We start from the raw sequence: 20,680 nt of genomic DNA on the forward strand, positions 1-20,680 counted from the left end.
CTTTTTGAGAACCGGTCTAAAAAGACCAAAATCCACTTCTTCACCTCAGACCGAGCCAAAGAAGTGATTTCGATTTGATCGGAGTCATCACAAAAACCGCGCCGTCCGGCTCACCTTACTCCTCTTCACCTCCTCGGGCGTTCCGGCGGCGACGAGCTTTCCGCCTTCGGGGCCGGCTTCGGGGCCGATGTCGATGAGGTAGTCGGCTTCGGCATAGACGTCGGGGTGGTGCTCGATGACGACGACGGTGTGGCCTTCATCGACGAGACGGTGCAAGACGTCGATCAAACGGGCGACGTCGCGGATGTGGAGGCCGATGGTGGGCTCTTCGATGAGGTAGAGATTGCGCTTGCCGGCTTTTTGAATGCCTTTGAGCTGCTCTTTGATGGTCTTGCCGTCGCCGCTGCGGAGTTCGGTGACGAGTTTGATGCGCTGGGCCTCGCCGCCGCTGAGCGTGGGGCTGGGCTGACCGAGTTGGAGGTAGCCAAGGCCGGTATCGGCGAGGAGTTTGAGCGGTCGGGCGATCTTTTGCACGGGTGCGAAGAACTCGGCGGCCTCAGTGATGCTCATGCGAAGCACGTCGCCGATGTGTTTGCCGTTGTATTCGATTTCGAGCGTGGCGGCGTTGAAGCGCAGGCCGTGGCAGGTTTCGCAATGGACTCGCGTGGTGGGCAGGAAGGCCATCTCGACTTTGATCTCGCCATTGCCGCCGCAGGTTTCGCAGCGGCCGCCTTCGGTGTTGAAGGAGAAACGGCTCGCCGTGTAGCCGCGTGTGCGGGCGAGTGGCACCTGAGCAAACAGAGCGCGGATGTCGTCCAGGATACCGACATAGGTCGCGGGGCAGGAGCGGCTGGTTTTGCCGATGGGCGACTGATCGACCTCGTGAACGGTTTGGAGGTTTTCGAAGCCGCTGACGCTCTTCCAGGCCTTGGTAACCTTGATCTTGGCCTTGCTGATCTTCTCACGCACCGCAGGAGACAAGGCTCCGTGCATGAAGCTGCTCTTTCCACTGCCGCTGACGCCGGTGAGCACGGTCAAACGAGCGAGCGGGATGCTGACGTCGATGTTTTGGAGGTTGTTCGCGGTGGCGCCGGTGACGCGGAGCCAGCCGTCCTTCGATTTCGCGGATGGCAAAGGCCTGCGACTGCCGCGTGAGGGATGCCGGAGCGGATGTTTGAGGCTTTGGCCGGTGACGCTTTGCTTGGACTTCAAGAGATGCGCCAGCGTGCCTTGCGCGACGATTTCGCCGCCGAATTTGCCCGCGCCGGGGCCGAGGTCGAGGATGGTATCGGCCCGCTTCATCGTCTCGTCATCGTGCTCGACGACGAGGAGGCTGTTTCCTTTGTCGCGCAGGGCGACGAGGGTGTTGAGGAGCTTTTCGTTGTCGCGTGGATGCAGGCCGATGGTGGGCTCGTCGAGCACGTAAAGCACGCCACGGAGGTTGCTGCCGAGCTGGGCGCTGAGACGAATGCGCTGCGCCTCGCCGCCGCTGAGCGTGTCGGCGCTGCGATTGAGCTGCAGGTAGCCGAGACCGACCTCCTGCATGAATTTGAGGCGCTGCGTGATTTCCGTGACGATGTCGCGGGCGATGATGGCTTCGGTGCCGTCGAATTTGAGCTTGGCGATGAGCTTGGAGGCATCGCCTGCGGTGAGGTTGGCGAAGTCTTGAATGGTGCTCTTTTGGAGCTGCACGGCGCGGCCGATCTCGTTGATGCGGCTGCCGTGGCAGGAGGTGCAGAGCTGGCGTGGAGCGGCGTTTTCGTCGTCGTCGCTGTTGAAGCGGCGTTCTTCTTCCAACTCGGCTTCCAGCATGGAAACGTCGGCGTTGCGGTCGTGGAGATCGCGTTTGGCACCGACGTAGCCGAAGCCTCGGCAGTCTTTGCACCAGCCGTGCGGGCTGTTGAAGCTGAAGAGGCGCGGATCGAGCTCTTCAAAGCTCAAACCGCAGCTCGGGCAGCTCATCTCGGTGCTGAGGACGTGCATCGTTTTGTCGGCGAGACGCAGCTTGATGGTGCCTTTGCCCATCTTGAGGGCCGTTTCGATGTGTGGACGCAACACATCGGCATTTTCGGCTTTGGCGACCTTCGCGATGACGGCATCAATGCTGTGCTCTTTGAAGCGTTCGAGGCGTTTGAAGCCCATCGTCGGCTTGAACTCGCCATCGACCCAAAGCGTCTCGATGCCGTGTTTGGCGGCGTTTTCGGCCACATCGGTGTGGAAGCCTTTTCGCGCCTTGATGAGCGGGGCGAGCAAATGGCCGCCGCTGGTGCGCAGGTGGCCCTGGATGGTTTTGAGGATGGCCTCCGCGCTCTGCTTTTTGACCGGAACGGCGCATTGCGGGCAATGCTGCGTGCCGAGCTTCGCGAAGAGCAATCGCAGGAAGTGATACACCTCCGTGACGGTGGCCACGGTCGATTTGCCGCCGCCGCGTGAGATGCGCTGCTCGATGGCGACCGTGGGCGGCACGCCGGTGATGAGATCGACCTCCGGCTTCTCCATCTGCTCGACAAAGGTGCGTGCATAGACGGACATGGAGTCGAGGAAGCGCCGCTGGCCTTCCGCGAAGATGAGATCGAAGGCCAAAGAAGACTTTCCTGATCCACTCAAGCCTGTCACCACCACGAACTCATCTCTTGGAATATCGAGGGAGATGTTCTTGAGGTTATGCTCGCGTGCGCCTCGGATGGAGATGGCATTGCTCGCGGCAGCGTCTTGGAGTGCGCCAGTCCTCTGGCGCTTTCGAGCGTCGTCAGGCCCGCGAAAAGCTCCAGAGGACTGGAGCACTCCAGGACGCTCTCGCGTTGATTGGAAGAGCAGATCCCGAAGGTACTGGCCCGTGTGCGAGGCACTGCACTCCGCCACGTCCTCCGGCGTGCCGGCGATGACGAGCGTCCCGCCCGCAGCGCCGCCTTCGGGGCCGAGGTCGAGGACCCAATCGGCGCATTTGATGACTTCCAAATTGTGCTCGATGACGACGAGGCTGTTGCCTTCATCGACGAGGCGCTGGAGCAGCTTGATCAAGAGCGCGATGTCGTCGAAGTGGAGGCCTGTGGTGGGCTCGTCGAGGAGGAGGAGGCTGCTTTTGCCGGGGGTTTGAGGTTCTAGCAGATGACCGACGAGTTTGAGGCGCTGGGCTTCACCGCCGCTGAGAGTGTTGAGCGGCTGGCCGAGCTTCAAGTAGCCGAGTCCGGCGTCGATGACGAGTTGCAGGCTGCGATTGATCGCCGCGACGGCGCGATGCTCGATGGTGGCGAACCACGGCACGGCGTCGTCGATGGTCAGGCTGAGCACATCGTGGATGGATTTGCCATGGAGCAGGATTTTGAGCGCATGCGGCTTGTAGCGCTTCCCCTCGCACTCGGGGCAGGTGACGAAGAGATCGCTGAGGAACTGCATCTCGATCTTTTCGAAGCCATTGCCCATGCAGCGCTCGCAGCGGCCCTCGCCGCTGTTGAAGCTGAAGAAGCCGGGCATGATGCCCTGCGTGGCCGCATCATCGCACGCGGCGAAAAGCGTGCGGATGTGATCAAAAGCGCCGACAAACACCGCCGGCGTCGAGCGCGGCGTGCGTGCGAGCGGTGATTGATCGACCATGACCACGCTGCCGAGTTGCTCCCAGCCGCTGATGCTGCCCACGCGGCCCGGTTCTTCTTCGCAAACTTCGCCGCGCAGCTTTTGCAGGTTCCGGTAGAGCACGTCGTGCACGAGCGTCGATTTGCCAGAGCCGCTGACGCCGGTGATGCAGACGAAGGCGTTCAGCGGGATGTCGGCGTCGAGTTTGCGGAGGTTGTTTTGGCGGGCGGAGCGGATTTTTAAGTGCCCAGCGCTCAGTGCTGAGTGCTCAGTTTTGCTCTTCCGCGTGCTTTTGCTTTCACTGAGCACTGAGGACTGAGGACTGAGCACTTTCCGCCGCTCCGTCGGCACGGGGATCGACTTCCGTCCAAAAAGATAATCCCCAGTTAGCGAACCTTTCGTCTTCGAGAGCTTCTCCAGCGGGCCGTTGAAAACGAGTTCGCCGCCTTTTTCGCCACGCCCGGGGCCGATGTCGATGAGGTTGTCGGCGGCGTGCATGACGGCTTCTTCATGCTCGACGACGAGGAGGGTGTTGCCTTTGTCGCGGAGGCCGTGCATGACGCCGATGAGGCGACCGATGTCGCGGGGATGAAGGCCGATGCTGGGTTCGTCGAGAACGAAGAGGGTGTTCACCAACGAAGCGCCGAGGCAGGTGGTGAGATTGACGCGTTGCAGCTCGCCGCCGCTGAGGGTGCGGGTTTGGCGGTCGAGATTCAGGTAGCCGAGGCCGGCGCGGTCCATGTAGCTCACGCGGCTGGCGATTTCATCGCGCAGCATGGTGGCAGCGTGATCGCCTTCTTTGAGCGGCCAGCTTTGCACGAGCGGATGCAGATCACTCACCGGCATGCGCCAGAGATCGGCGATGGTGTGCGGGCCGATGCGGAAGGCGTAGGCTTCTTTTTTGAGGCGGCCGCCATCGCACGCGGCGCACTCGGTGTAGGCGCGGTAGCGGCTGAGGAAGACGCGGACGTGCATCTTGTAGCTGCGCGATTCCATCCACTTGAAGAAACCGCGCACGCCATACCACTCGCCGCGATTGTAGGCGAGCTCGGGGTCGTCGCAGGTGCCGTTGAGGAGCCAATCGCGTTCGTCGGCGGTGTAGTCGTCGAAGGGCTTGTGGATGTCGATGCCGCGCTTGCGAGCGGCGCGTTCGAGATCGAGCTGCGATTCGCCGTGGCTGCTGCTCTGGAAAGGGCGCACGAGGCCGAGATTGATGCTCAACGACTCATCCGGGATGGCTTTACCGATGTCGATGCCGAGTGTGCGGCCAAAACCGCGGCAGGTAGGACAGGCACCGAGGGGGGAGTTGAAGCTGAAGAGGCCGGGTGTGGGTGTGGGGAGGGTGATGGAGCAGTCGGCGCAGGACCAATCTGTAGAGTAGCTTTTTTGGAGTGTGTAGGTTGGGGGTGCGGCGGGGTTTAAGTGCTCAGTGCTGAGTGCTGAGTGCTTAGTTTTAGATTTCGATGTCGCTGCTGTGGGTTTGGACTGAGCACTGAGCACTGAGCACTGACTACTTGGCTCCATGACGCAGCTAACGTGCCCTTTCCCATGCCGGAGGGCCGCTTCGAGGGATTCGGAGAGGCGGGATTTGGTTTTGGCTTCGAGGGTGAGACGGTCTTGGACGACGAGGACCTGCGCGGGGAGTTTGCGGGTGCCGAGTTCTTCGAGCCGGAGGGTTTGGCCGTAGAGATGAAGGCGGAGAAAGCCTTGGGATTGCAGAAAGGCGGCGAAATCGGCGGTGACGGCGTTTTTCGGCACCGGGACGGGAAAGAGGATGAGCGCCTGCGAGCCGGTGTGATGCGTGAGGAGGTCGTGAAGGATGGTTTCGGGCGTCTCGGGCTTCACGGGGCGTTTACAGCCGGGACACGTGGCCTCGGCGAGACGCGGGAAGATCATTTTGAGGTAGTCATTGATCTCCGTGATCGTGCCGACGGTGCTGCGCGTGCTGCGCATGTTGTTGACCTGCTCGATGGCGATGGCGGGCGGGATGCCTTCGATGCTGTCCACCTTCGGCTTGTCCATGCGCTCGAAGAATTGCCGCGTGTATGGCGAAAAGGTCTCCACATAGCGCCGCTGGCCTTCCGCGTAGATCGTATCAAAGGCGAGCGAGGACTTCCCGGAGCCGCTGGGGCCGGTGATGACGCTCAACTGGCCGAGCGGCAGATCGAGGTCGATGCCCTTGAGGTTGTTCTGCCGTGCGCCGCGAATGCGGATGGTGTCGGCGATGAGTTTGCGGGCGGTTTTCTTTGCCATGGGGACCGCGAGCGTAGCGATGCACCGCGCAGGGGCAAATGAGGTACGCTTTAAAAAGACAACTCAGCCGCCGGTGGTGAGCCGCTTCATGGCGACGAGGCGGGTGGTGACTTGCTGGCGGACGGGGAGTTTTTTGCCTTCGACTTCGAGCTGGAGGACAGAGAGGATGGTGGAGTGTGAGACGGTTTGGCGATCGAGATCGAAGTGGACCTCGCCACTAACTTTCGAGTCTTTGCCGACTTTGACGGTGTGGCGGGTGTTTTGGTCGGTCTGGGTTTCTAGTGCACCCTCGAAGGTGATTTTGGCCGTGCGGTGGCCCTCACGCTGAGTGAGCTCTGTGAATTTGGCATTGAGGCGGACTTGGACGCGGCCGGCCTCGGGGAAGGAGATGCTTTCGTCGCTGATCCATTTGTCATCTGGACGGACGGGGATGTTGGGGAGGGCCATTTCGAGCGAGCGGCGGAAGAGTAGGGCAACTTGCTTGGCATCGGCGATGGAGTTGAGGTCGGGGGTTTGGCCGCCTTTGATGAGGGTGCCCATGTCGCGGGCGTCGAGGAAGCGGCCCTGGGCGTCGTAGGCGAGGGTGAAGGCTTTGCCGGTGGCGCGGCCGATGGTTTTTTGCAGGATCGGATGGGCGTCTTGGATGGCATCGGCATCAAAGGGGAGGAGGATGCCGTCGTGGATCATCTCGCCTTTGAGCGAGTCGAGTGTGACGCGTGCTTCGAGCTCCCCAGAGGTGGTTTGGCGGACTTTGACGGAGGTGGTCTGGCGCATGTGGAGCTTTTGATCGTGCTTTTGGCCCAATGCGGTGAGGGAGGTGAGGGTATCGGTATCGGTTTCGAGGAGGTAGAACTGATCCGGTTGCCATTTGGGCCGGAGCTCGAAGGTGCTTTCCTGCGCGGTGCTGGCGGTGGTGAGGAAGGTGAGCAGTGCAAAGAAGTGCAGCAGGTGGCGAGAGGTCATGATGGGTGTGTGGGCGCTACTTTTTCTCCGTGCGGGCAGCGCGGAGTTTTTCCAGTTCGCGGGTGATGCGGTCGCGGATGGCGGGGATGGGTGTCTGGAGGGCGTGGGCTCGCTCCATGTAGCTAAGGGCCTGTGGGTGGTCGCCGAGCTGCTGATGGGTGAGGGCGATGTGCTCGAGGATTTCGGCATCATCGGCTTCGATGGGCTGGAGCAGTGCTTCGGCACGGCGGAGCTCGGTGAGGGCTTTTTTAAAGTCGCCTTTTTTAAAATAGAGCCACCCGAGGCTGTCGATGTAGGCGGCATTGCCTGGAGCGAGCTCGATGGCTTTGGTGAGCAGTTTGGTCGCTTGATCGAGTTTTTTGCCCTGCTCGACCCACATGTAGGCGAGGGAGTTCATGAGATTGGCGGCGGCGTCTTTTTGATCGGGTGGGCAGAGGGTGATGGCTTTCTCCCAGGCTGCGGCGGCATCATCATGCCGGTCGAGCTGCTCCAAGACGTTGCCGTATTGGTCGTAAAAGGTGTAGCTGAGGAGTTCTGCATTCGATTCGGAAGCGAGGCGTTCTGCTTCGACGAAGCGTGGGGCAGCTTTCGCAGGCATGCGGCTGCGGTAGTAGGCGTAGGCGAGGAGGTAGTGGACGTTTGGCTGCTCGGGGAAAAGGCGCAGGGCTCGCTCACCGACGCGGATCATCTGATCGAGCTTGGCCGTCTGTCCGAGCTGGACGGCGAGCTTGAGGTAGTCGCCCAATTCACCGCCGCTCTGCTGGATGGCGGCTTCGAGCTGTGGGATGGCTTTTTCCGGCTGCTCGCGGCGTTCGTATTCCTGGGCGAGGAGTCGGCGGTGATCGGAATCGCTCGGATCTTGGGCGACGATTTTTTCCAGCATGGAGAAGGCCTTTTCGGGCTCACCAGCGGCTTCGTAGAGACGGTAGAGGAGCTTCCTGGCCTGGAGGTCGTCGTTTTCGGCAACGAGCTGCTCACAGAGGGTGCGTGAGCGACCGAGTTCGTTGGTGAGGAGGTAGTGGCGAGCGACCTCGAATTTGACCTGCGCGGCGTTTTGCTTGGTGACGTGCTTCAGCGCAGCATCAAAAAAGGTGCCCACTTTGGCGAGGTGTGCCGCGCGGTGCTCGATCTGGCCGAGGGGCCAAACACGCTCCGCAGTGACAGCCATGTCGAGCCAAAACTGTGAATCGGTGACGGTGAGCTTCGCGGCACGGTCCATGAGTGCGATGGCACGGTCACGCATGGCCCGCGTGAGGTAATGGAGCACCGCAGCATCATAGACGGCGGCGGAGCGTGGGAACTGAGTGAGCGCGGTATCGAGTGCGGACTCAGCGCGGGCATAAGGCTCCTTGCCGTCTGCTGGTGGGTAGGTGCTGGCAAAGCGTGCGAGATTGAGCAGGGGCTGCGGATTGGCAGGACTGGCCGCGACGGCATCCTCCAGCAGCTTCAGCGCGGCATCGCGGCCCTGGAAGCGGAAGGCGAGTGCGGCGGTGTGATTGGCCAGCTCGGCATTGCCCGGGTCGATGCGAAAGACGGCTAAATAGTGCTCCAGGGCATCACGGAGCTTCCCTGCGACCTCCAGCTGCTGCGCGGTGGTATAGTGCGCGAGTGCCTGGGCGTGCTGAATGGCGCGGGGGCTGAGCTCTAGGTCACTGCCAGGTGCAGCGCGGTCACCGGGTGACATGTCTGCTAGGCCGCGTGCATGCAAAAAACCGCCCGCCAGCAGCACGAGGGCCGCAGTGGCGGGCAGAAGGCGATCAAGATGTGAGCGGACCGCGAAGGGCCTCGCGGGCATGAAAAAGGCTTCAGCGAATCGAAACGCTCGAATCACTCGAAAAGGACTCTGCATGCCACCGAGGCTACCGGTCAGGACTTGTAGCGCAAACGCTTCTTATGGCGATTGGCACGCATGCGCTTCTTGCGCTTATGCTTATTGATCTTCGTCTTTCTCCGCTTTTTGAGGGATCCCATGATGTTTCCGGGGGGTTGGGTTTTGTATTGAGGTTGGGTTTAGTGAACGATTTTGTTCAAAGGGTATTCCACGATGCCTTCGGCACCGAGGGATTTGAGGCGCGGGATGATTGAGCGCACGGTGGCCTCGTCAATGACGGTTTCCACCGCGACCCAGTCACATCCAGCGAGCTGAGAGACGGTAGGACTGCGCTGGGAAGGCAGGGCGGCGACGACTTCGCCCACACGGCCTGCGGGGACATTCATTTTGAGCCCCACCTTGTCACGGGCCTCCAGGGCACCTTTGATCAGCATGACGAGCGTCTCCATTTTCTCACGCTTCCAGGGGTCTTTCGCAGCACTGCGGCTGCTGACGAACTGCGGATAGCTCTCCATGAGCGTATCGACGATGCGGAGCTTATTGGCACGGAGGGAGCTGCCGGTCTCCGTGATGTCCACGATGGCATCGACGAGCTCTGGCACCTTGACCTCGGTAGCGCCCCAACTGAATTCGACTTCTGCCTTCACACCATTGGCCTCTAGATAGCGCTGGGTGAGGCCTACGGCCTCCGTGGCGATGCGCTTTCCTTCCAGATCCTTCACACTACGCACGGGGGAGTCCTCTGGCACCACTAGGACCCAGCGGGTAGGTCTGGAGGTGGCCTTGCTATAACGCAGGTCGGTCAGGACTTCGACATCCGCACCATTTTCCGCGATCCAGTCTTTTCCGGTGATACCGCAGTCGAGGAAACCGTGATCGACATAGCGACCGATCTCCTGAGCACGCAGTAGTCGCAGCTCCAGCTCCTCATCATCGACGGAAGGGCGGTAAGAGCGGCTGGAGACGACCACATTGAATCCCGCTCGCTTAAAAAGCTCTAGCGTGGGCTCCTGGAGGCTGCCTTTTGGCAGGCCGAGTCGGAGGATGTTCTTGGTGGCGGACATGGAAAAATAGAAAACGAGCTTCACCCAAGCTTGCCCTGGGGAAAGGGGGGCGGAGATTAGCGGCATTTCCTCCGCTGGCGAGGAGTTTTTCCAGCCTCAGGCTGCGGCCATTGGCATTTTTGCCGTAAAAAGCTGCGATTTTGCAGCCTGCGGCGCTCAGGAGATCGCTGGCAGCTTCCAGTCGCCACGGAAGGGGCGGGCGGCGAGGAGTTGGTTGGCTTCGGTGTCGTTTTTGAAGGTTTCGGTGGCGGGGTCCCATTCGAGCGGGCGCTTGGCCTTCACGGCGATGGCGGCGAGCTGGCAGAGGGTGTCGCTGCGGACGGCGGTTTCGATGTCGCAGATGGCTTTGGAGCCGGCTTTGACGGAGTCGATGAAATTCCGCGTGTGCTCGATGCTGGCGGGTAGCTTGATGGGCATGGCACCCTCTTTATTAGCGGGATCACGCAGGATTGCCGTGTCGCTGGCCTCAATGGTGCCACGTTTGACATGCACCCAGCCCTTTTCGCCGATGAAGCGGATGCCGTGGCCGATGTCGTCGCGTTTTTCGTTCACAAAGATGATGGGCGCGGCGCTGGCGTAGTCGAAACGCATGCGCCAGCCGAGCACGTTGTCGCAGGTGCCGCTCGCAGGCCATTCTGCGGCCTCAAAGCTCACTTTGACCGGTCCGGTGTCGTCGGTGCCATTGCCCCACTGGGCGATGTCGAGGTGGTGGATGCCCCAGCAGGAGAGCATGCCGAGGGAGAAATTGGAGATGTTCTCGTGGAAGTGGCGCTTGGTCTTTTCGACGTTGTAGGGCGTGAACGGCGCGGGACCCACCCAGCGCTCCCAGTCGATGGTTTCTGGCACCGGTTGATCGGGGAAAAGCTGGGACGTGATGCCACCGGGCACGGCGACCTGGATTTCCTTCAGTTTGCCCAGGCGGCCATTGCGGGCGAGTTCGCATGCCCAGCGGAATTTCAGGTCACTGCGCTGCTGCGTGCCGAACTGGAACACGACACCGGTTTTACGCACGGCGGCGCGGACATGCTTCGCCTCTGCCACGGACATGCCCATGGGTTTTTCGTGGTAGATGTGCTTTTTGTTCAGCACGGCATCGGTGGATGGGATGCTGTGCCAGTGGACGGGCAGCGCCATCAGGACGGCGTCGATGGAGGCGTCGCGGTTCAGCTCACGGAAGTCAGAGAGGACCTTCACGTCATCGCTGCCGTAGGCTTCTTTGATGAAGCCCTTCGCGGTAGCGATGCGCTGCTGGCTCACATCACACAGCGTGGTGACGCGGACGCTGTCATTCGTCAAAAAGGCCCGCATGTCATGCGTGCCCTGCGCTCCGCAGCCGATGACGCCGAGGGTGATCTTGTTCGATGGTGCCGTCTCACTGCGCAGCACGCTGGCAGGCACAAAGTAAGGCGCGATGCCCGTGGCGAGCACGGATTGAAGGAAGGAGCGGCGGGTGTTCATGGCAGGAATTACCAACGCTAACCGAATAGGCATCCAACGGACAAGAATTATGTCTGATCGGCCAGTTCAAGTACTTGGTAGCTCGATTTAGCCGCAGAGGGGCAGAGGTTTTGATCTTTGCGCCTCTGCCTCTTTGCTCCTTTGCGGCTAAGCCGAACGGCTCAAAGCTCTCATCCTTCGTGCTGAATGCTCTCAAATACGGCACCACCCAGTAATCTGTCACCATCATAAAGCGCACAGATCTGCCCCGGTGTCAGTGCACGCTGGGGCTCGTGGTATTCGAGGGTGGCGCGGCCATCACCGAGCGGTTGGAAGTCAGCGAGACCGGCGGGGCAGCGGTAGCGGGGCTGGGCGTTGAGCACGCGTGCGGTATCGAGTGGCTCTCCGGTGGTGGAAATGCTGTGCAGCACGGCTTTGCGTGCCCAGAGCAGCGGCGTATCGGCATTTTCGATGGCGACGACGAGTTCGTTCGTCGCGTGGCGTTTGGCGACGACGACGTAGGCCTGTTTGTGGATCGGGCTGGCGACGCCGTGGCCTTTACGCTGGCCGAGGGTGTAAAGATGCAGGCCGCGATGCTCGCCACGCACTTTGCCTTCCAGATCGACGATGGGGCCCGGTTTGTCCGGCACGAAGGTGCGTAGAAAATCCTCCATCTTCACCTGACCGATGAAGCAGATGCCCTGGCTGTCTTTTTTCTCGGCGGTTTTGAGCCCCAGATCGCGAGCGAGATCGCGCAGCTCTGGCTTCAAGAGGTGCCCGATGGGGAAATGGGCGATTTTGACCTGCTCCGGCCGCATCATGGCGAGGAAGTAGGTTTGGTCTTTGTTGGGGTCGGCACCGCGGTGGATTTGCGGTGTGAAAGGTGTTTCGCGGAGCAAGTGCTCAGTGCTCAGTGCTGAGTGCTGAGTTTCGGAGAACTGAGCACTAAGCACTGAGCACTTGGATTGTGGCTCCACATCCACTCGCCGTGCGTAGTGGCCTGTCGCGATACCTTTAAACCCATTCTCCTGCGCCCAGTCCCAGAGGACGCCGAATTTCATCTCGCGGTTGCACATGACATCGGGATTCGGGGTGATGCCGGACTGGTAGCCTTCGAGGAGGTATTTCACGACCTTTTCGCGGTATTCGGTCATGAGATTGACGACGCGAAAGGGGATGCGGAGCCTGCTCGGCGACGGCGCGGGCGTCCTCGATGTCTTCTTCCCATGGGCAGTGACCGATGATGTTCTCCTCATTGATCCAGTTCTTCATGTACACGCCGTGTACTTCATGCCCATCACGGACGAGGACGGCAGCGGCCACGCTGCTGTCCACTCCGCCGGACATTGCCATCAATATTTTCAATGCTGTATTCTTGGGTTTCGGTTCCTGATTACCTCATAGACACATGAGTTTAAAGAACCAAACCGTCATTTTACTCCACGGACTCGCACGTACGCCTCGCAGCATGCTTGCGGCCGGATTGTGGTTCCGCAAAGCGGGCTACAGCGTGGCGTATGTGTCTTATCCGTCACGGAAGATCGGTGTGGATGAGGCCGTGCGGGAGCATGTGGCACCACAGCTCGCGAGAATCTCCGCACAACCAGGGGTGGAGCAGGTGCATTTCGTCACGCATTCCCTCGGGGGCATCGTTTTTCGTGCTTGGGCAGCAGATTATGCCGAAGGCTTCCCCCTGGGGCGGGCGGTGCTGCTGGCTCCGCCGAACAACGGCAGCGAGATCGTGGATAAACTGGGTGAATGGGTCGTGGCAAAGAAGATCATGGGCCCGGTGCTGCGGGAGCTCGGCACTGGGGCTCATTCCACCCCACGCCGACTCGGAGCTGTGCCCGCGGAGACGGGCGTGATCATGGGCGATCAGGCGAATTTACCCTTTTTCAGGCAGTGGTTGGGCACTCAGTCCGATGGGGTCGTCACCGTGGAGGGCGGCCGCGTCCCAGGGCTGAAGGATTTTTGCGTCATGCCAGCAGGGCACACCTGGATCATGTGGCGGCCATGGATTCTGAAAGCGGCGGAGCACTTCATTCGGCACGGGTATTTTCCGAAGCCGTAAAAAGGCCTGGGGGCATCAAAAATCGCGAAAAGGTCGCAAAACCGACTCGGGACTCAAATAATGGAGTTCGGAGCGGTTGCTTCGATAACGGTTTTTTTGGTCTTTTTGGTATTTTGGGCCAAAATCAGGACCGAAAAGCCTCTCAAATTTGGGATTCAGAGTTGGCCTTTTTCCGCTCAAAAAATATTTACGGCGTGGAACCCACGAAACTCCAATGGGAAACGATTTCTGACCCAACCTGTGGGTTTTTTTTCTGGTCAAAGCACAAGATATTGTGCATGATGACATTCCGGTATGCATATATGGTATTTATAATGCTCACTGTCCATTCCGCCAATTTCCTGTTTTCTTGACCTTCCGCCCCTCCTGAATCCCTTCACTCCTCCCGAATTTAGACATGCAAAAATCATACAAGATTGGCAACCGTGAGTTCCCTCTCGATCAAGAGAAAGCCGAAGCCGCCTACGCGGCCAAAAAAGTCATCAATGGCCGCAAGTCGATGACCTTCAATCTCCTGCCGCTGAAGTACCAGTGGGCCTATGATCTCTACCGCATCATGAAGGCGAACCACTGGGAGCCAGAGGACATCCAGATGCAGAAGGATGTGGAGCAGTGGCGCTCCAAGGAAGTCAGCGAAAATGAGCGCTGGATCATCATGATGGGCATCGGCTACTTTTCCGCCGCCGAGGGCATCGTGGGGGACAATATCCAGCACGTCGTGCGTGAGCTGGTGACTGCGCCGGAGCTGAAGCTCGTCCTGGGCCGCCATGCGCATGAGGAAAACATCCACGCCGACTCGCTGCTGTACATGATTTCCTCCCTGGGCATCAATCCGCATGAGTGCGAGGCCATGTTCGAGCAGATCCCCACGATCGTCGCCAAGAACGAATTCGTCACCCGCATCTCCAACAGCATGCGCCGTGATTTGGACCTCACGAAGCTGGAGAACAAGCAACTCCTCGCCCGCAACATCTTCATGTTCGGTCAGTGCATGGAGGGGACGCAGTTTTATGGCCTTTTCGGCATGATTTTGGCCCTCTATCGCCAGAATAAGTTCCCCGGCATCGGCCAGATGTTCCGCTACACCCTGCGGGATGAGAGCAACCACATCGAAGTCTTCCGCAATCTCTTCATGGACCTCGTGGAGGAAAATCCAGACCTGTGGACGCCGGAGTTCCGCGAAGAACTCGTCGCCATCATGCGCGAGGCCATCGCTCTGGAGAAAAACTTCATCCGCGACTGCCTGCCCGTGAATGCCGTGGGCCTCAGCGCAGCGGAATTCGAGCAATACATCGACTTCATCGCCGACCGCCGCCTCGCGGGCTGCGGCCTGCCCGCCCTGAATCCGGGCGTGAAAAACCCGCTCCCTTGGCTGGCCGACCTCATGGACGTGCGCAAGGAGCAGAACTTCTTCGAAGGCAAAGTCACCGATTACCAAAAGTCCTCTGCCCTCTCCCACTCCTCCGACGACGACCTCTAAATCCTTTCTGTGATGCAAAGCCCACGTCGGGAGCCTCCGACGGAGGTTTTTCATCCGATCCAATGCCCCGCATCTGTTAATCAAAATCCAACAACATCCTCCCTCCCATGATTGCCAGTCTGCTCCAAGAAGATGCGGTCCTCCGCAAGATCAACAAAGCCCCGAAAGACCAACGCACCCGCTATGAGTGGCGCTCCCTCGCCTCTGCCGCACCCGCGCGGCCAGAGCCCACTCTGCCCACGGGCATGAAAGTGGTCATCGGCGGCAGTGAGCGCGACTTCGACTCCTCCGAGATCATGGACACCGTCGGCGGAGCACTCGCAGACCTGTTCACCTCCCGCCAGCGTGAGGGTGAGATCTTTTCGGACGAAAACCGTGCCTTCGTGCAGCAGATCGCCCGCGTCGTCACGGAGGAGCTCTGCCAGCGCAGCACCCAGCTCGCAGACGGCAGCAGCAGCGCCGTCACACTGAACACGCGAGACATCCACCAGTGCATCGAGCGTGCCCTCGTGAAGCAAAACAAATATGACGTCGCCCGCTCCCTGGCCGAGCGTCGCAAGCACAACGCCGACTACGACCCCTTCGCCGGCAGCACCCCTCTCCCCCTCATCGTGAATACCAAAGTCATCCGCCGCAGCGGCCAGCTCGTCCCCTGGAACCATAACAAAATCGAGATCGCCGTCCGCAAGGCCTTCCTCTCCCTCGAGCTCGACTCCTCCCCTGCCGTCTCCATCGCCGAGTCCATCGGCCGCATCATCGCAGAAGAGAACAAGCAGTTTATGCACATCGAAGACGTGCAAAACCTGGTCGAAGAAGAGCTCATGAAGCAGGGCTACTTCAAAGTCGCCCGCGCCTACATCCAGTACCGTGCCCTGCGCAACAACATGCGCACCGAAGAAGAGCAGCAAGTCGCAGAAGCAGAGGCCACCGAAAGCGAAAACCAGCAGGCCCTCCTCCTCATCAAAACCGCCGACGGCAACTCCTTCCTCTGGGATGGCACCGACCTGAAAAAGCGCATCGACTTTGCCTCCCTCGGCCTCGACCTCTGCCTCAGCCGTGCAGACATCGAGATGGAGCTACGCCGCTCCCTGAACTCCGACATCTCCACCGAAGACCTTCGCAAAACCGTCATCCTCAATGCGAAGACCCTCATGCAGAAGGACGCTGACTTCGCGAAATTCTCCGGCCGCATCCTCCTCAGCTACATCTACGAGGAAGTCCTCGGCTGGGACATCGTCCGCGATGGCATCGAGAGCCTCCGCGACTTCCACCGCCGCACCTTCCGCCGCAATCTCGCCCGTGGCGTCGAAATCGAGCGCTACAACCCCAAGCTCCTCGAATTCGATCTCGACAAGCTCGCCGACAGCCTCGACCCCGCCGCCGATCTCGACTTCGACTTCCTCGGCATCCAGACCCTCTACGACCGCTACCTCATCGTCGATAAAAAGACCAAGCCCAACAAGCGCCTCGAGACCCCGCAGCTCTTCTGGATGCGCGTCGCCATGGGCCTGAACCTCGGCGAAAAAGACACCCCCGAAGAAAAGATCGCCGGCATCTACAAGATGTACAAAGGCCGCCGCTTCTGCTCCAGCACCCCTACCCTCTTCAACAGCGGCACCCTCCACTCCCAGCTCAGCTCCTGCTACCTCTACAAAGTGGACGACAGCATCGAGTCCATCATGATCCGCGGCATCGCGGAAAACGCCTTCCTCTCCAAGTGGGCAGGCGGCCTCGGCGGCTCCTGGACCAGTGTCCGCGGCACCGGCGGCTACATCAAAGGCACCAACGGCGAATCCCAAGGCGTCATCCCCTTCCTCAAGCTCCACAACGACCAGCTCATCGCCGTCAATCAAGGCGGCAAGCGCCGTGGCTCCGGCTGCGCCTATCTTGAGATCTGGCACAACGACATCGAAGACTTCCTCCAGCTCCGTGTGAACACCGGCGACGAGCGCCGCCGCACCCACGACCTGAATACCGCCAACTGGATCCCAGACGTCTTCATGAAGCGCATGGAAGCCCGTGAAAACTGGACCCTCTTCCGCGCCAACGAAGTCCCCGACCTCCATGAGCTCTACGGCTCCGCCTTCGAAAAACGCTACTGCGAATACGAAGTCCTCGCCCGCGAAGGCAAAATCCACAGCAAAGAAATGCCCGCCATCGACCTGTGGAAAAAGATGCTCAAAGCCATCTTTGAAACCGGTCACCCCTGGATCACCTTCAAAGACCCCTGCAACGTCCGCAGCCCTCAGGATCACGTCGGCGTCATCCACAGCTCCAATCTCTGCACCGAGATCACCCTGAACACCTCCGCAGACGAGACCGCCGTCTGCAACCTCGGCTCCGTCCTCATCGACAACCACCTCGACGACGCAGGCCACATCGACCACGCACGCCTCCGCGAGACCATCCGCACCGCCGTGCGCATGCTCGACAACGTCATCGACATCAACTTCTACCCCACCGGAGCCGCCAAGACCTCCAACGAGCGCCACCGCCCCATCGGCCTCGGCGTCATGGGCCTCCAATACGCCCTCTACCGCAAAGGCATCCCCTTCGCCTCCAAAGAAGCCGTCGAATTCAACGACGAAGCCATGGAAGCCATCGCCTACTACGCCTACGAGGCCTCCAGCGACCTCGCCGCCGAGCGTGGCACCTACTCCACCTACCAGGGCAGCAAATGGTCCCGTGGCATCCTCCCCCAAGACACCATCGACATGCTCGAAAAAGAGCGCGGCGTCGAAATCGACCTCCCACGCGGCGGCAAAATGGACTGGAGCGCCCTCCGTGCGAAAATCGCCAAGCAAGGCATGCGCAACAGCAACGTCCTCGCCATCGCCCCCACCGCCACCATCAGCAACATCATGGGCTCCAGCCCCTGCATCGAGCCATTGATGAGCAACATGCTCGTGAAGTCCAACCTCTCCGGCGACTTCATGGTCCTCAATCCCTACCTCATCCGCGACCTCAAAAAACGCGGCCTCTGGAACGAAGAAATCCAGAACAAGCTCAAATACATGGACGGCGAAATCGAAGGCATCGACGAAATCCCCGTCGATCTGAAGCGCCGCTACGCCACCGCCTTCAGCATCGACTGGAGCTGGCTCGTGGACGCCGCCGCCCGCCGTCAGAAATGGATCGACCAGAGCCAGAGCGTGAACCTCTTCTTTGGTGGTGGCGAGCTCAGCACCCTCAGCCACATGTACCGTGGAGCGTGGAAAAAAGGCCTCAAAACCACCTACTACCTCCGCACCCGCAGCGCCTCCAACATCGAAAAAAGCACCGCCGAAGTCGAAAAAGAAATGCGCGGCCTCATCGGCCAAGCCAACGCCAATAAACGCGAATACACATCCGAAGAAGCCATGGCCTGCTCCATCGAAGCCATGCGAAATGGCGGAACGTGCGAGGCTTGTCAGTAATGCCTTTCTTCATTTCACTCTGACTTTTGTCTGACGGGGCCGACCCGTCAGACAAACGATGTCACGGCTGCAAGCCTTGCCACTTGAGCATGGCCATTCGCAGCAAAACGGCGCGGCCTCTCTCGTTTTGGTCAACCACGGCGGCAGCGTCTCAACCGGCTGCCATTCTGCCAAAAGGCTCATTCCCCGCACGGTGGAACAGAGCCCCCGCACGGTGGAACGGAGCCCCCGCGTGGCGGAACGAAGCTCCCGAGCGGTGGAACGGAGCTCCCGAGCGGTGGAACGGAGCCCCCGAACGACGGAACGGAGCCCCCGAACGACGGAACGGAGCCCCCGCACGGCGGAACGAAGCCCCCGCATGGCGGAACGAAGCCCCCGAACGACGGAACGGAGCCCCCGCACGGCGGAACGAAGCCCCCGAGCGGCGGAGTGGGGACCCCAAATGGCGGGAAAAGGGCCTTTTTCGTGCAAAAACGGCCTTTTTGGCCAAAAACCGCGCCCAGGCGGCCTTTTCGCCATGCTCTTTTGAACGCGTCAGCGCCACTTTTGGGGCCATACGAACAAGATTGAAGGGGTGGGAGGAATGGGCTTTTCTCGGCGGGATTGGACACGTTACCCACATCACCCCGCATCGCAGTCGTCGGCTCTGGAGCCGTGGGGGGGTATTATGGGGCTCGATTGGCACAGCATGGGCATGAGGTGCATTTTTTGCTGCGCTCGGATTATGCGGCGGTGCAGCGCGATGGACTGCGGGTGCAGAGCCATGAGGGGGATTTCATCTTGCCGCAGGTGCATTGTCACCGGGAGACGAGCGAGATCGGCCCCTGTGATCTGGTGATCGTGGCGCTGAAGGCCACGGCCAATGATCTGCTGCTCGATCTGCTGCCACCGCTGCTCCGTGAGGACACGCTGATCCTGACGCTCCAAAATGGCCTGGGCAGTGATGACTTCCTCGCACAGCACTTTGGTAGTGAGCGTGTGCTGGGTGGGCTGTGCTTCGTGTGCATCAATCGCACGGCTCCAGGGGTGATCGTGCATCTGGCGCAGGGGCATATCGCCCTGGGGGAGCATGCAGAGGCCCCGCTGGAGCGTACGCGGGCGCTGGCCGCGCTGCTGAAAGGCGCTGGCATCTCCTGTAGCGTGGAGCAGCAGCTACGAACGGCGCGGTGGAAGAAGCTGGTCTGGAACATCCCTTTCAATGGCCTGTCCATCGCCGCAGGCGGTGTCGATACAGCCGCTATCCTGGCGGATACCGCGCTGGAGCAGCGTGTGCGTGAGCTGATGGCCGAGATCATCGAAACAGCGACGCAGCTCGGCCACGCGATGCCTGCGGGCCTGATCGAAAACATGATCGAGCGCACTCGGACCATGGCTGGCTATAAGCCGAGTAGCCTGATCGACTTCCAAGCCGGTCGCGAGGTGGAGATCGACGCGATCTGGGCGGAGCCCATCCGGCGAGCCGAGCAAGCAGGGCTGCGCATGCCGCGTGTGGCAGCGCTACTGGCCGAGATCCGTCAAAAAGTGGCCGCAGCAGCTGCGTGAGTGGCGCTGAGCGCCGTCATTCCATCCATGCTGGCGCGGGGCTCAGGCTCGTCGCACCAGCACCACGGCGCTGGGCGATGAATTTTTCTGGCGACACGCGATTGAGCGGTGTGTCGGCGTAGCCTTCGGCGGGATTGATGTAGGGGCCGGTGCGGACCTCAAAGTGCAGATGGGCCAGATAGGCACCCTCCGCCGTGCCCACGTGGCCAATGGGCTCGCCACGGCGCACGAGCTGGCCAGGTTTCACGCTCATGTCCTGCAAATGCGCATACATCGTCTGCACCACGGGGCCTAGCTCATCCCCCGCAGGCAAGCGATGCGCCACGATGATCATTTTCCCCCAACCCGAGCCCGGCATGCCGGTGTACACCACGCGGCCATCACCAGCGGCATAGACGGCGTCACCGAGGTCGGAATTCTCACCGCCGATGCCATTGAGATCATCCCCCAAATGCCGCGAGATGCGGAAGGCCCGCGCATTGTAAGTCAGCGCTCCGTGCTGGGAGCCCATGGGCATGTCAAAGCGCACGGCCAGCGGTAGCGTCACCACCTCCTGCGGCGTCAGCCGGTAAAAGGCCGGGTCTGCTGGAGCCTCCACCATCTGCATGATGCTGCTGGTGACACCATGCGAGCGCCACCACCAGAACACGGCGGCAGCGCCCACCAGCAGCAGGCTAAAAAGAATGGCGAGAACGCGGATGAAGGCCATGCTGCTAGCATGGCACGTTTCCATCCTCCAGGTCAATGCCCCGCGTGTGGCGAATGGGTCCCCAAAGGCCGCGCTGCATGCGATGATTGCGGCGCATGTGAGAAATCCGGCTGGCGTGACCCCGACGATGCACGCTCTCGCGATGGGCTGGATCTCCCCGATGAAGATGACTTCGATTACGAGGACTTCGTGGCCCGCGAGTTCGGCCAGGGCAGCAGACGTTCCGCGTCCATCAGTGGCAATCGCCACAGCCTATGGTTCTGGGCGGGGCTGATCCTCTTCCTCATCTTTCTCCTGGGCTTTTTGATGCCGCTTTTCACCGGCAAGTGAGCGCACAGAAG

At 60.6% G+C, this 20,680-nt stretch carries 12 protein-coding genes and 1 pseudogene; 5 read left to right on the forward strand and 8 right to left on the reverse strand.

The window, feature by feature from the left end:
• Positions 1-87: 87 nt before the first annotated feature.
• The 7 genes and pseudogenes from uvrA to IPK32_22165 form a co-directional block, all read right to left on the reverse strand.
• Positions 88-5,826: an excinuclease ABC subunit UvrA gene (gene uvrA, locus IPK32_22135; GenBank protein ID MBK8094588.1), complete on the reverse strand. Its 5,739-nt coding sequence runs from the start codon at positions 5,824-5,826 to the stop codon at positions 88-90.
• 63 nt (positions 5,827-5,889) lie between these two features.
• A complete protein-coding gene (locus IPK32_22140) occupies positions 5,890-6,789 on the reverse strand; it encodes a hypothetical protein (GenBank protein ID MBK8094589.1) in 900 nt (299 codons plus the stop codon).
• A 16-nt stretch (positions 6,790-6,805) separates the two neighbouring features.
• The gene (locus tag IPK32_22145; protein ID MBK8094590.1) at positions 6,806-8,584 is read right to left on the reverse strand and encodes a tetratricopeptide repeat protein; all 1,779 of its coding nucleotides are present in this window, start codon (positions 8,582-8,584) and stop codon (positions 6,806-6,808) included.
• Between the two features lie 71 nt (positions 8,585-8,655).
• The gene (locus IPK32_22150) at positions 8,656-8,760 is read right to left on the reverse strand and encodes an AURKAIP1/COX24 domain-containing protein (protein MBK8094591.1); all 105 of its coding nucleotides are present in this window, start codon (positions 8,758-8,760) and stop codon (positions 8,656-8,658) included.
• A 39-nt stretch (positions 8,761-8,799) separates the two neighbouring features.
• Complete coding sequence (locus IPK32_22155; GenBank protein MBK8094592.1) at positions 8,800-9,684, reverse strand: ATP phosphoribosyltransferase; 885 nt, start codon at positions 9,682-9,684, stop codon at positions 8,800-8,802.
• A gap of 156 nt (positions 9,685-9,840) precedes the next feature.
• Positions 9,841-11,142 carry a Gfo/Idh/MocA family oxidoreductase gene (locus IPK32_22160; GenBank protein MBK8094593.1) on the reverse strand — a complete coding sequence of 434 codons (1,302 nt, stop codon included), beginning with the start codon at positions 11,140-11,142 and terminating at the stop codon, positions 9,841-9,843.
• 170 nt (positions 11,143-11,312) lie between these two features.
• Positions 11,313-12,474: pseudogene (locus IPK32_22165) on the reverse strand (tRNA-specific 2-thiouridylase).
• Between the two features lie 55 nt (positions 12,475-12,529).
• Here IPK32_22165 and IPK32_22170 point away from each other — a divergent pair.
• From IPK32_22170 to IPK32_22185, 4 genes are all read left to right on the forward strand, one after another.
• Complete coding sequence (locus tag IPK32_22170; GenBank protein ID MBK8094594.1) at positions 12,530-13,192, forward strand: alpha/beta hydrolase; 663 nt, start codon at positions 12,530-12,532, stop codon at positions 13,190-13,192.
• 397 nt (positions 13,193-13,589) lie between these two features.
• Complete coding sequence (locus IPK32_22175; GenBank protein ID MBK8094595.1) at positions 13,590-14,672, forward strand: ribonucleotide-diphosphate reductase subunit beta; 1,083 nt, start codon at positions 13,590-13,592, stop codon at positions 14,670-14,672.
• Positions 14,673-14,779: 107 nt separating this feature from the next.
• Positions 14,780-18,088 (forward strand): ribonucleoside-diphosphate reductase subunit alpha, encoded by a 3,309-nt coding sequence (locus IPK32_22180; protein ID MBK8094596.1) that lies wholly within the window; start codon positions 14,780-14,782, stop codon positions 18,086-18,088.
• Between the two features lie 603 nt (positions 18,089-18,691).
• Positions 18,692-19,630 (forward strand): putative 2-dehydropantoate 2-reductase, encoded by a 939-nt coding sequence (locus IPK32_22185; GenBank protein ID MBK8094597.1) that lies wholly within the window; start codon positions 18,692-18,694, stop codon positions 19,628-19,630.
• Between the two features lie 16 nt (positions 19,631-19,646).
• On the opposite strand, the gene IPK32_22190 is transcribed toward IPK32_22185, so the two are convergent.
• A complete protein-coding gene (locus tag IPK32_22190; protein ID MBK8094598.1) occupies positions 19,647-20,339 on the reverse strand; it encodes a M23 family metallopeptidase in 693 nt (230 codons plus the stop codon).
• Positions 20,340-20,348: 9 nt separating this feature from the next.
• Between IPK32_22190 and IPK32_22195 the strand changes: the two genes are divergently transcribed.
• Positions 20,349-20,669: a hypothetical protein gene (locus tag IPK32_22195; GenBank protein ID MBK8094599.1), complete on the forward strand. Its 321-nt coding sequence runs from the start codon at positions 20,349-20,351 to the stop codon at positions 20,667-20,669.
• The last annotated feature ends 11 nt before the right edge of the window (positions 20,670-20,680 follow it).

It is taken from the genome of Verrucomicrobiaceae bacterium (genome assembly GCA_016713035.1).
Lineage (GTDB): Bacteria > Verrucomicrobiota > Verrucomicrobiia > Verrucomicrobiales > Verrucomicrobiaceae > Prosthecobacter.

What these genes read in the sequence shown, in the direction of transcription:
- uvrA (MBK8094588.1), bottom strand. Translation starts at nt 5,826, where the DNA reads ATGGCAAAGAAAACCGCCCGCAAACTCATCGCCGACACCATCCGCATT.
- IPK32_22140 (MBK8094589.1), bottom strand. Translation starts at nt 6,789, where the DNA reads ATGACCTCTCGCCACCTGCTGCACTTCTTTGCACTGCTCACCTTCCTC.
- IPK32_22145 (MBK8094590.1), bottom strand. Translation starts at nt 8,584, where the DNA reads ATGCCCGCGAGGCCCTTCGCGGTCCGCTCACATCTTGATCGCCTTCTG.
- IPK32_22150 (MBK8094591.1), bottom strand. Translation starts at nt 8,760, where the DNA reads ATGGGATCCCTCAAAAAGCGGAGAAAGACGAAGATCAATAAGCATAAG.
- IPK32_22155 (MBK8094592.1), bottom strand. Translation starts at nt 9,684, where the DNA reads ATGTCCGCCACCAAGAACATCCTCCGACTCGGCCTGCCAAAAGGCAGC.
- IPK32_22160 (MBK8094593.1), bottom strand. Translation starts at nt 11,142, where the DNA reads ATGAACACCCGCCGCTCCTTCCTTCAATCCGTGCTCGCCACGGGCATC.
- IPK32_22170 (MBK8094594.1), top strand. Translation starts at nt 12,530, where the DNA reads ATGAGTTTAAAGAACCAAACCGTCATTTTACTCCACGGACTCGCACGT.
- IPK32_22175 (MBK8094595.1), top strand. Translation starts at nt 13,590, where the DNA reads ATGCAAAAATCATACAAGATTGGCAACCGTGAGTTCCCTCTCGATCAA.
- IPK32_22180 (MBK8094596.1), top strand. Translation starts at nt 14,780, where the DNA reads ATGATTGCCAGTCTGCTCCAAGAAGATGCGGTCCTCCGCAAGATCAAC.
- IPK32_22190 (MBK8094598.1), bottom strand. Translation starts at nt 20,339, where the DNA reads ATGGCCTTCATCCGCGTTCTCGCCATTCTTTTTAGCCTGCTGCTGGTG.
- IPK32_22195 (MBK8094599.1), top strand. Translation starts at nt 20,349, where the DNA reads ATGGCACGTTTCCATCCTCCAGGTCAATGCCCCGCGTGTGGCGAATGG.